We start from the raw sequence: 12,552 nt of genomic DNA, 5'->3' as shown, positions 1-12,552 counted from the left end.
ATATCATGCATCAGAAACGTCCCAACCTTCCGGCCAGCATCCTGGCATCGATCAAGGCCCGCAAGAACCGGGGCGAAGGCGTTCATTCCGTGCATGACAGAGACAGCGGCATGCTGATCGCCTCCTACAACGTGCATAAATGCGTCGGCATCGACCGCAAGTTCGATCCGGCCCGTATCGCTCACGTGATCCGCGAAATCGGCGCGGATGTGATTGCTCTGCAGGAGGCGGACAGCCGGTTTGGCGAACGTCGCGGACTGCTTGATCTTGGCTGGATGGAGCGTGAAACGGGGCTGCTTCCGGTGCCGATCTCCGGCGTCGCCAAGGCGCATGGCTGGCACGGCAATGTGATCTTTTTCCGCGAAGGTCTCGTCCGCGACGTGCATCAGGTCAAACTGCCGGGGCTGGAGCCGCGCGGGGCGCTGATCACCGAACTCGAGATGAAGGATGGCAGCACACTTCGCGTGATTGCGGCGCATCTTGGTCTTCTCAACCGGTCGCGTCAGCAGCAGGCGCGCATGCTGCTCGACATCGTCGGCTCCCGCGACGAGCATCCGACAGTGCTGATGGGCGATCTCAACGAGTGGCGGCTGGGTGACCGCTCGGCGCTCAACACACTCGCTACCGTATTCGGCCTGCCGCCGGCGGTTCCAAGCTTTCCGTCGCGCCTGCCGGTGCTGGCACTCGATCGGATCATGGCGAACCGGCCGGGCCTGATCGAGAGGGTCGTGACCCATGACACGCCGCTTGCGCGGCTCGCGTCCGACCATCTTCCAATCAAGACGGTGGTGAAACTCGGTGCAACGGCTGAAGGATAGCGGCACTTGTCGGCCGTCGGCATCTTTACGCCTGCAGTATCGGCGAATAGGTTCGGGGTCTCGCCTGTTCGTCCCCAAGGATTTCCCGATGACCGATATTGCTATGATCGAAGCCGCGCGCGGCCGTCTTTCCGGCCATGCCCGCCGCACGCCGCTTCTGTCCTCGTCATTTCTGGATGACATCGCCGGGCGGCGCATCTTCGTGAAACCCGAATGCCTGCAGCAGACCGGCTCGTTCAAGTTCCGTGGCGCGTGGTCGGCAATTTCGTATCTTCCGGCGGACGTTCGCGCGAAGGGCGTTATCGCCTTTTCGTCCGGGAACCATGCGCAGGGCGTGGCGCTGGCGGCCAGGATGCATGGCATTCCGGCCGTCATCATCATGCCCGCCGATGCGCCGCGCATCAAAATTGAAAACACGCGGGCCTACGGCGCCGAAGTGGTGCTCTACGATCGCGCCAGGGAGGATCGTGACGAGATCGGCCGGCAGCTTTCGAGCGAAAGAGGCCTGACCCTCATCAAGCCATTCGACGAGCCGCTTGTCATCGCCGGGCAGGGGACGGCAGGTCTGGAAATCGCCGAACAGGCTGCGGAAGAGGGGATCACGCAGGCCAGTGTTCTGGTGCCGACCGGCGGGGGCGGCTTCATATCCGGGATTTCGCTGGCGCTCGAAGCACGTGCACCGGGCTTTACCGTGCATCCCTGCGAACCTGAAGGCTTTGACGATGTGACCCGTTCGCTTGCGAGCGGAACGATCCAGAAGAACGCCACACAATCGGGTTCGCTCTGCGACGCGATCGTCACGCCGCAGCCTGGCACGATTACCTTTCCGATCATGTCGCGTCTCTGCGGCCCGGGCATAGTGGTGACGGAAGATGAAGCGCTGCATGCGGTGGCGCTTGCCTTCAACCGTCTGAAGATCGTCGTTGAACCGGGCGGCGCGGTTGCGCTGGCGGCAGCGCTTTTCCATGGCGAGAGCCTTGGCGAGACGGTGATTGCGGTCTGCTCAGGCGGCAATATCGACCCGGACGTGTTCCGCCTGGCGCTCGACAGGTTTGCCGCCTGAGGTCTCGTTTTAGGCCGCAGGCATAATAAACCGTTAACCGGCACGTTGGGGCGTTAAGAAAAAAGTATTTTCCAAGGAACGTGGTGCTCAGGAGAAAGTTATCTCTATCAGCTTGGTAGAGTTAAGCTAAACTACATGGGAAGAGACACAAAACCGGGAGGTTCGCATGCAGCCGATCCAGCATCATACTCGGGCATTCCCTCACCGCGCGGCGGGCGTCGTCAGCAGGTGGCAGTGGGTCGCATATGCAGGCCTTGTGACTGCCGCCTTCGTGTTCATCGGTGCAGTCACGCTCGGTATTCTCGCCTGACACGTATCCGAAATTCAAGGTTTCAATAGCAACGAAGCCTTCCGATCCGCGCCCGGATCGGAAGGCTTATTGTTTCAGCCCTGTGTCGTCGGCAGATAGGCTTCGGCCAGTTCCACCCAGAAATTCGTCCCGATCGGCAAGGCGTCGTCGTTAAAGTCGAATTTCGGATGATGGAGCGGGGGATCGTTCTTGGTTCTTGCGGTGCCTAAGAAGAAATAGGTGCCTGGCTTCTCTGCAAGGAAATAACCGAAGTCCTCGGCGCCCATCATCGGCCGTTCGATTTCTGCAAGGTTTTCCGGGCCGACAACCTTCTTCGCCAGGTCCCTGACAAAGTCCGTCTCCGCTTTGTGGTTGACGGTCGCGTCGTAGCCGCGGGTATATTCGATCGTCGCTGTCATGCCGTAGCTTGCCGCCTGGCCAACTGCTACACCGCGGATCCGTTCCTCCAGCTTGTCTCGCACGGCAGGGTCGAAGGACCGGATGGTGATAACCATTTCTGCCCGCTCCGGAATGACATTGCTGGCGATGCCGGCGTTGAATGCGCCGACCGTGACGACGGCCGGATCGAGTGGATGGATGTTGCGGGAAACGACAGTCTGCAGCGCCATGATGATGCTGGCGCCGGCGACGATCGGGTCTGCGGCATCCTGAGGTTCGGCGCCATGGCCGCCGCGGCCGTTGACGACGATACGGCATTCGTCGACCGCCGCCATGATCGGCCCTTCCTTGACGAAGATCTTGCCGAAGGGCAGGCCTGGGTCATTGTGCAGGCCGAAGACGGCGTCGCAGGGAAAGCGATCGAACAGTCCGTCCTCCATCATCAGCCTGGCGCCGCCGAAATTTTCTTCTGCCGGCTGGAAGATCAGATTGAGTGTGCCGTCGAAGTTTTTGCGCTGTGCGAGTATCTTTGCGGCACCCAGAAGCATGGCGGTATGGCCATCGTGACCGCAGGCATGCATGACGCCCTTGTTGAGGCTTGCATAGTCCGCGCCGGTTTCTTCCTCGATCGGAAGCGCGTCGATATCGGCGCGAATGCCGACCGATCGATCGCTCGATCCGTTCTTCAGGGTCGCAACGATGCCGGTCTTGCCGAGGCCGCGGGTGACGGCGTAACCGAATTCCTCAAGCTTTGCCGCGATATAGTCCGAAGTGGTGAATTCTGAGAGGCCAAGTTCGGGATGCTGATGCAGAAAGCGGCGGGTTGCCACAACTTCGCTCATGTCGTTGGTAAACTTGATCGTCATCGTTCCATCACCCTATCTGCCTGCAAACGCGTCCAAGCTGCTCACTCGTATCGTTCACGTTTAGCAGTGCCATCATCGTTCAGGCAAATGAACAGCCTCGCATTCAGCATTTATTCAGGCTGTTGGCCCTAGAGCCGACAATGTCTTACTGCGTGAGCAGATGCGATAGCGATTGATCCACGATTTGCAATATAAGGATCGCTCTCTATCTCATGCTTCGCATCTTAGTTCGTGAAACGAAATTCATTCAGAAGTTCATCCATGTCCCCTGATATTCAGCCTTCGGCTTCTACCCGCGAAACGGAAAGCAAGCAGATCGATCATAACGATTCGATCCGCGCGACGTATTTTACGGCTGATGATCTTCGGCAATGTGGAGAAACGCTGGGTCGGCAAGGTGCAGCCGATCTGCCGGGCTTCATGAAATTCGAGTTTTTCACGCGCCACGCGGAAAACGAGAAGGAAATTCTGAGGGTCTATCGCGCCGCCGCGCAGGATGTCGATGCGGGTGCCTCGATCACGCCTGCCGCGGAATGGCTGCTCGACAACTATTACATCGTCGAGGAAGCAATCCAGGAAGTCCGCCGCGACTTCCCGAAGAAATTCTTCAAGCAGTTGCCGACGACCAAGATCGGCAGCCAGGAAATCCCTCGCGTTCTCTCGCTGGCATGGCTTTATGTGGCGCACACCCACAGCAGCATTTCGCGCGAAACGCTGGCCGAGATGGTCGAGGGTTACCAGACCGACGAGCCGCTGGAGATCGGTGAACTCTGGGCGCTGCCATCGTTCATCCGCTTCGTTCTCATCGAGAACCTCCGCCGCATTGCCAGCCGTGTCGATCGCTCGCGCAACATGCGCCGCCGCGCCAACGATGCCGCCGATGAGATCATCCGTCTCAACGACGAGACTGCCGGTGGTGAGCTTCTGAAGAGCCTCGAAGGCCTCACCGACGACAACACATTTACCAGCCAGTTCCTCTATCGCCTGCGCAATGCCTCGCAAAATTCCGGCTTCGCCATCGAGTGGCTCGAAAAGAGGCTGGTCGCGTCCGGCAAGGCTGTCGAGACCGTGATGCAGGCGGAACAGAGCCGCTTGTCGTCCGGCAACGTGACGATGGGCAACATCATCAAGAGCCTGCGCCTGATCGACGATACGGAATGGAGCGTCTGGTTCGAAGAGGTCTCGCAGATCGACAAGATCTTCCGCGAGCACACGGATTACGAAGCGCTCGATTTCGGCTCGCGCAATGCCTTCCGCAGCCGCATCGAGAAGATCGCGCGCGTGGCCAAGCGCAGCGAAGCCGAGGTGACCCAGGCTGCCGTCGATCTTGCGATCGCAGCACGGGCGCACGATCCGGACGAGCGCGAAACCAATGTCGGCGCCTTTATCGTCGGGCGCCGCCGCAAGGAGCTGGAAACGGCCGTCGGCTACCAGCCGCCGCTTCTGCAGCGGGCTGTGCGCGCCTACCGCAAGCTCGGCTGGTTCGCCATCGGCGGCCCGGTTATGCTTTTAACCTTCGTGGCGCTCGCCATCACCGGCTACTACCTCGTGGCGGCAGCCATTCCGCTGGTGGTCGTGTTCTTCCTGCTTCTGATGTTCGCCCTGCCGGCGTCGGAAGGTGCCACCGGTCTGTTCAATACGGTTGTGACCTATTTCGTCAAACCGGCCCGTCTTGTCGGATACGAATACAAGGAAGGCGTTCCCGAAGAGGCGCGCACGCTGGTCGTGGTGCCCTGCCTGATCGCCGACCGCGACACGGTCGATGAACTCGTCCGCAATCTGGAAGTCCATTATCTGGCCAACCCCAAGGGCGAGATCTATTTCGCCCTCCTCAGCGACTGGCGCGATGCCAAGTTCGAGGAACAGGAAGCCGATCTCGAAATCCTCGAATATGCCAAGCGCGAAATTGCAGCGCTGCATACCCGCTACATGGAAGAGGCGGGAACCCGCTTCTATCTCCTGCACCGCCGCCGCCTGTTCAACCCGAACGAAGGCGCCTGGATGGGATGGGAGCGCAAGCGAGGCAAGCTCCACGAACTCAACCTTCTTCTGCGCGGCGACCGGGATACGACCTATCTCCAGGGCGCCAACATGGTGCCGGAGAATGTCCAGTATGTGATGACGCTCGATGCCGATACGCGCCTGATCCGCGACGCGGTGACCAAGCTGGTCGGCAAGATGCATCACCCGATCAACCGTCCCGTGCTCGATCCTGAAACCCATCAGGTCGTCCGCGGCTATGGTCTCATGCAGCCCCGCGTGACGCCGTCATTGACGACAGGCAAGGAAGCTTCGGTCTTTCAGCGCGTGTTTTCGGTCGGCCGCGGTCTCGATCCGTATGTCTTTGCGGTCTCCGATGTCTATCAGGACCTGACGGCCGAAGGCTCGTTCACCGGCAAGGGTCTCTATCACGTCGACGCGTTCGAGACGTCCCTCAAGGGCCGTATCGAAGAAAACGCCGTCCTCTCGCACGACCTTCTCGAAGGCTCGTTCTCGCGCTGCGCGCTGATCACCGATGTCGAGCTGGTCGAGGATTTCCCGGTTCGCTACGAGGTCGAGGTCTCCCGCCAGCATCGCTGGGCGCGTGGCGACTGGCAGCTCCTGCCGTACATTCTTGAAGCCAAGCGTGGCGTCAGCGCTCTTGGCCGCTGGAAGATGCTCGATAACCTGCGCCGGTCGCTGACCCCGATCGCTTGGTTCTTCGCCTCCATTCTCGGCTGGTACTTCATGGATCCGCTCGGTGCGCTGATCTGGCAGATCCTGCTGATCTTCTCGCTGTTCGTGGCGCCGACCATCTCGCTTCTCACCAACCTTCTTCCGCGCTCCAGCGACAATGTCACGAGCGCCCATTTCTATTCGGTCTGGTCGGATGTGCGCTCCACCAATGCGCAGGTCGCACTGCGCATCGTGTTCATCGCCGATTCCGCCTGCATCATGACCGATGCGATCGCCCGTTCGCTCTATCGCCTGCTCGTCAGCCGCAAGCTGATGCTGGAATGGAAGACCGCGGCCTCGATCCAGTCCGGCGCCCAGGGCAGCCCCACCGATTACTACCGAGCCATGTGGCATGCGCCGGCGATTGCCGTTCTCTCGGTAATCCTTGCGGCACTGCCGGGCGACAACGCGTTCCTGGTCGGCATTCCGTTCGCCATCCTGTGGATCTTCTCGCCGCTGGTTGCCTGGTATGTCAGCCAGTCCGCCGAGACCGAAGACAAGCTGTTCGTACCTGAGAACGTCTCGGTCGAGCTGCGCAAGATCGCGCGGCGGACCTGGCGCTATTTCGAAACCTTCGTCACGGCCGAGCAGAACTACCTGCCGCCTGACAACTACCAGGAAAAGCCAAATCCCTCGATCGCCAAGCGGACGTCTCCGACCAATATCGGCGTCTACCTTCTGTCGATCGTCTCGGCGCGGCATTTCGGCTGGATCTCGTTTACCGAAACGATCGAACGGATCGAGCAGACGCTTGCGACCGTCGAGCGTGCGGACAAGTTCCGCGGCCATATGTACAACTGGTATCACACCGATACCCTGAAGCCTCTGATGCCGCGCTATGTGTCGTCGGTCGACAGCGGCAATTTCGCTGGCCATCTGATCGCCATTTCGTCGGCCTGCCGTGTCTGGGCGGAAGCGCCTTCTGCGCATCTCCAGGGCAATCTCGATGGTCTCGGCGATGTCGTCGGCATTCTCGAAGAAACGCTGAAGTCGCTGCCGGACGATCGCAAGACCGTCCGTCCGCTGCGCCGCCGTCTCGAGGAGCGTATCATCGGCTTCTCAAACGCGCTCGCCGCCGTCAAGCGCGAGCACGAGTTTGCCTCGATCCGCATCATCAACCTGTCGGTGCTTGCCCGCGACATCCAGAAGCTGTCGCACAATCTCGATCATGAGGTGCGTTCCGCGCAGAGCGAGGAAGTGACCAAGTGGGCAGCGTCGCTGGTTGCCGTCTGCGAAGCGCATATCGGCGACAGCACGTTCGACAACGGCAATATCGAGGAACTGCGAGACCGTCTCGCCGTGTTGCGTGACCGTGCCCGCAAGATCGCCTTCGGGATGGATTTCAAGTTCCTGTTCCGCAAGGACCGCCGCCTTCTGTCGATCGGCTACCGGGTCGAAAGCAACGAGGTCGACGAGGCCTGCTACGACCTTCTCGCGTCCGAAGCGCGTCTGACCAGCCTGTTCGGGATTGCCAAGGGTGATCTGCCCACGGAACACTGGTACAAGCTTGGCCGTCACGTCGTGCCGATCGGCGCGCGCGGTGCGCTCGTCTCTTGGTCGGGTTCAATGTTCGAATACCTGATGCCGCCGCTCGTCATGCAGGAGCGTCAGGGTGGTATCCTCAACCAGACCAACAATCTGATCGTCAAGGAACAGATGAACCACGGCCGCCGTCTCGGCACGCCATGGGGCATTTCGGAAGCCGCGTTCAACGCGCTCGATCATCAGATGCACTATCAGTACACCAACTTCGGTGTGCCGACGCTGGGTCTGAAGCGCGGTCTCGGCCAGAATGCCGTTATCGCACCCTATGCCTCGATACTCGCCAGCCAGTACGATCCGATCGCGGCCGTCGAAAACCTCAACGAGTTGCGCAAGCTTGGCGCACTCGGCATCTACGGCTTCCACGATGCGGTCGACTTCACGCCGACCCGTGTGCCGGAAGGCAAGCGCTGTGCGGTCGTCTACAACTACTATGCCCACCACCATGGCATGTCGATTGCAGCCGTTGCCAACGTCGTCATGAACGGCCTGCTGCGCGAACTCTTCCATGCCGATCCTGTAATCGAGGCGGCGGAACTGCTGCTTCAGGAAAAGGCACCGCGCGACATTCCAGTGATGAGCGCCAAGCACGAGGAAAAGCCAGGTACCGGCGGCGGCGAACTGCTGCGTCCGGAAATCCGCACGGTCACCAACCCGGCCACCAAGGACCGCGAACTGGTTCTGCTCTCCAACGGCCATTACTCGCTGATGCTGACGGCGACCGGTTCCGGCTATTCGCGCTGGAACAACCTTTCGGTTTCCCGCTGGAAGGCGGATCCGACCGAAGACCGCTGGGGGCAGTTCATCTTCCTGCGCGACACGACATCCGGCGAGTGGTGGTCCACCACGGCCGAACCGCGCCGCGCCGAAGGCGAGCAGACCAAGACGGTGTTCGGTGACGAAAAGGCCGAATTCCACAAGACGGTCGGCGAACTGACCAGCACGGTCGAAGTCATCGTCGGCACCGAACACGATGCCGAAGGCCGTCGCGTGACGTTGCTCAACATGGGCGACGAGGACCGCTTCATCGAAGTGACCTCCTACATGGAGCCTGTGATTGCCGGCGACGATGGCGACAGTGGCCATCCCGTGTTCTCACGCATGTTTATCCGCACCGAGATCGGCAAGCGTGGCGACGTCATCCGCGCCTGGCGCAACAAGCGCGACCTCAGCGATCCCGACATGATCGTGGCACATCTTGCCGCCGACAATGCCGGGTCTTCGCGACCGACCGAATACGAGACAGACCGTCGCAAGTTCCTCGGCCGGGGTCGCACGCTGTCGGAAGCAGCCGCTTTCGATCCGGGTGCGTCGCTGTCGAATACCGACGGCTTTACGCTCGATCCGATCTTGTCGCTGCGCCGCACGGTTCGTGTGCCGGCGGGCAAGAAGGTCAGCGTTATCTTCTGGACGATCGCCGCGCCACGGCGCGAGGATCTCGACAAGGCGATCGAACATTATCGTCATGCCGAAACCTTCCAGAACGAACTGACCCAGGCCTGGACCCGGACGCAGGTGCAGATGCGCCATCTCGGCGTCACTTCGCAGGATGCCGCGGCCTTCCAGCATCTCGCCCGCTATCTGGTCTATCCGGACATGCAGCTTCGGGCCGATCAGCCGACGCTGAAGGCCGGCATGCAGGCACAGTCGGGGCTGTGGCCGTCGGCGGTGTCCGGCGACCTGCCGATCTTCACGCTGCGCATCAATGACGAAAACGACATGCCGGTTGCCAAGGAAGCTATCCTTGCCCAGCAGTACCTGCGCTCGCGCGGCGTCGTGTCCGATCTCGTCATCTTCAACGAGCGGGCCGCAGACGGTGCGCAGGATGTGCAGACGTCGATCGAACACATGTCTGCCCGCATGGGCCAGGAAGGTGGACGCCAGCATGTCTTCACGCTGCGCCGCGACCTGATCGAAGGCGCCGGTGCCGATGGTCTGATTGCCGCGTCCCGCGTCGTGCTTCATGCGCGCAACGGCCGCATCAGCGACCAGTTGAACCGGACCAGCACGATCTTCGCCCCGCCGAAGGATCAGGAGATCGAAGTAGATCGCCGTCCGCTGCTGAATGGCGAGATCTATTCCGCTCCCGTCGAGACCAGCGAAGGTCCGGCCGGCGTCGAATTCTGGAACGGTTTTGGCGGCTTCTCCGCAGATGGCAGCGAATATGTCGTGCGCCTCAACGGCGGCCAGTCGACGCCGCATCCGTGGATCAACGTCATCTCCAACGACAATTTCGGCTTCCACGTTTCCGCGGAAGGCGCAGGCTTTACCTGGGCGCAGAACTCGCGCGACTACCAGATGACGCCGTGGACCAACGATCTCGTCATCAACCGTCCCGGTGAAGGCTTCTACGTGGCCGATATCGACAAGGGCACCGTGGTCACGCCGTTCGCGGCTCTGTCGCGTCGTCCAGAAACCGTGTTCGAAACCCGTCACGGCCTCGGCTATTCGGTGTTCTCGACCGAGGAAGATGGCGTCAAGCTGTCGCTGACCCAGACGGTGGACCGCAACCGGTCCGCAAAGCTTTCGCATATGAAGCTTCGCAACACCGGTTCGGAAACGAAGAAGCTGCGCATCTACGGCTATGTCGAATGGCTGCTGGGCACCAATCCTGCCAAGACCTCGCCATTCATCCTGTCCAGCCGTGACGAGGCGACGGGCACGCTGTTTGCGACCAACCCGTTCAGCATCAACTTCTCGCGCTTTGCCTTCCTCGGCATGCACGAGACACCGTCGGGCTTTACGGCAAGCCGTCGGGAGTTTGTCGGCAAGTTCGGTTCGGTTCAGTTGCCGGCAGCGGTCGTTTCCGGTTCAAGCCTCAGCGGCTCGCTCGATCTCGACGGCGACCCGTGCGGAGCACTTGCCTACGACGTCGAACTGGCGCCGGGCGAAGAGACCGAGGTCACCTTCTTCCTCGGCGATGCTGCAACGAAGCAGGAGGCGGAAAGCCTTGCACTGGCGCTTCGCGGCGACCGGTTCGAGGATATCCTTTCGGAGAACCGCAGCTTCTGGAGCGGTTTCACCGGCCGCCTGAAGATCTCGACGCCGGACAAGTCGCTCGACAACATGGTCAATCACTGGCTGCCCTATCAGGCACTCGGTTGCCGCATCATGGCCCGTACCGCCTTCTACCAGGCATCGGGTGCCTTCGGCTTCCGCGACCAGTTGCAGGATACGCTCGCGTTCCTGCTGCATGAGCCGTCGCTTGCCCGCAAGCAGATCCTCAATGCGGCGTCGCGGCAGTTCCGCGAAGGCGATGTCATGCACTGGTGGCTTCCCAACACCGGCGCCGGCGTTCGCACGACGATCTCCGACGACGTGGTGTGGCTCGCCTACGCGATCCACCAGTATGTCTCGGTGACCGGCGATCTGTCGATGCTCGATGAGAAGCTGCCGTTCCTCACCGGACCGTTGCTGGAAAAGAACAAGCACGACGCCTTTATCCAGCCGGAGATCTCCAACGAGGTAGCCGATCTGTATGAACACGCAGCACGCGCGCTCGATCTCGCTGTTGAGCGGACCGGAGACCTGGATCTTCCGCTCATTCTCGGTGGCGACTGGAACGACGGGATGAACCGTGTCGGCATGGCCGGTCGTGGTCAGAGCGTCTGGCTCGGTTGGTTCCTGGCGGCTGCGCTTCGAAACTTCCTGCCCTATGCGGAAGCCCGCAAGGATCGTTCGCGTGCCGATCGTTGGAGCAAGCATATCGATACGCTGAAGGCTGCGCTGGAATCGGATGGCTGGGACGGTGCGTATTACCGCCGCGGTTATTTCGACGACGGTTCTCCGCTCGGCTCGGCCAAGAGCGACGAATGCCGCATCGATTCGCTCGGCCAGTCCTGGAGTGTGCTGTCTGGCGAAGGCAGGCCGGATCGTTCCGAGCAGGCTATGAACGCGGTCATGGACAAGCTCGTGGACGAGGATGCGGGTATCATCCGCCTCTTCACCCCGCCGTTCCAGGACACGCGCAGGGATCCGGGCTACATCAAGGCCTATCCACCCGGCGTGCGTGAAAACGGTGGCCAGTATACCCATGGTGCAATCTGGGTCGTGCTCGCGCTCGCCCGGCTGAAGCGCGGCGACGATGCCTGGAAGTGCTTCCAGATGCTCAACCCGATCAACCATGCGCTTGACCGGGATGCCGCCGAAACCTACCGCGTCGAACCTTACGTGGTTGCAGCCGACGTCTACGGTGCCGGCGACTATCAGAGCCGCGGCGGCTGGACCTGGTATACGGGTTCCGCCGGCTGGCTCTACCGCGCCGCGGTCGAAGGCATTCTCGGCATCCGCCGTGCTGGCGATACGCTGTTTGTCGATCCGGTCCTGCCGAGCGGCTGGGACGGCTTTACCGCCGAACTTACCCTCGATGGTGTCACCCACGAGATTGTGGTCAAGGACGGCAAGGCGTCGATCGGTGGCGTCGCTGTCGATCCGGTCAACGGCTTGAACCTTGCGGCGCCGACGACCAGCGCATTGCCGGCTCCGCCCGCAGAAAGCTGATCCCGCCGGACGTCGAACGTCCTGATGGTATCCCAAACAGAAACCCCGCTTCCAGCAATGGCAGCGGGGTTTTTTGTTGGTTTGTGCCCGGTGAGGAGACGTGTCGGCCGATCCGGGGGAGGGGCGATGTCCTGCTATGATGTCCACGTATCGTGCCAGCCGATCGGGATGCCGCTCACAATGCGCGGCATGGATCCCGGCAGGAACAGGTCGGGACCCAACCCGCGCCGCACGCACTTGGTATGGCAAGCACCTGCAAAGCCGCGTACGCAGAAGATCACGCGAAAAAGCGGTGGTCCCGCATTACCTCACAAAAAACCCCCGCCTCCATTTCTGGAGGCGAGGAGTCTGATGTTCGAT

4 protein-coding genes are annotated in these 12,552 nt (G+C 61.1%); 3 read left to right on the top strand and 1 reads right to left on the bottom strand.

Annotation, left to right across the window (positions count from 1 at the left end; all coding sequences use genetic code 11):
- The first annotated feature begins 5 nt into the window (after window positions 1-5).
- On the top strand, window positions 6-818 hold the full coding sequence (locus tag IFT66_RS13670) for an endonuclease/exonuclease/phosphatase family protein (protein WP_192077889.1): 813 nt from the start codon (window positions 6-8) through the stop codon (window positions 816-818).
- Window positions 819-906: 88 nt separating this feature from the next.
- Complete coding sequence (locus tag IFT66_RS13665) at window positions 907-1,881, top strand: threonine ammonia-lyase (RefSeq protein ID WP_184654653.1); 975 nt, start codon at window positions 907-909, stop codon at window positions 1,879-1,881.
- Window positions 1,882-2,265: 384 nt separating this feature from the next.
- Here the strand turns inward: IFT66_RS13665 and IFT66_RS13660 are convergent, their stop codons facing one another.
- Window positions 2,266-3,435 (bottom strand): M20 aminoacylase family protein, encoded by a 1,170-nt coding sequence (locus IFT66_RS13660; RefSeq protein WP_244631498.1) that lies wholly within the window; start codon window positions 3,433-3,435, stop codon window positions 2,266-2,268.
- A 261-nt stretch (window positions 3,436-3,696) separates the two neighbouring features.
- On the opposite strand from IFT66_RS13660, the gene IFT66_RS13655 reads away from it, so the two are divergent.
- A complete protein-coding gene (locus tag IFT66_RS13655; RefSeq protein ID WP_192077888.1) occupies window positions 3,697-12,192 on the top strand; it encodes a GH36-type glycosyl hydrolase domain-containing protein in 8,496 nt (2,831 codons plus the stop codon).
- The last annotated feature ends 360 nt before the right edge of the window (window positions 12,193-12,552 follow it).

Origin of the sequence: Rhizobium sp. CFBP 13726 (assembly GCF_014841925.1) — a bacterium.
GTDB classification, from domain to species: Bacteria; Pseudomonadota; Alphaproteobacteria; order Rhizobiales; family Rhizobiaceae; genus Neorhizobium; species Neorhizobium soli.
This window is presented reverse-complemented; position numbering and strand designations above follow the sequence as displayed.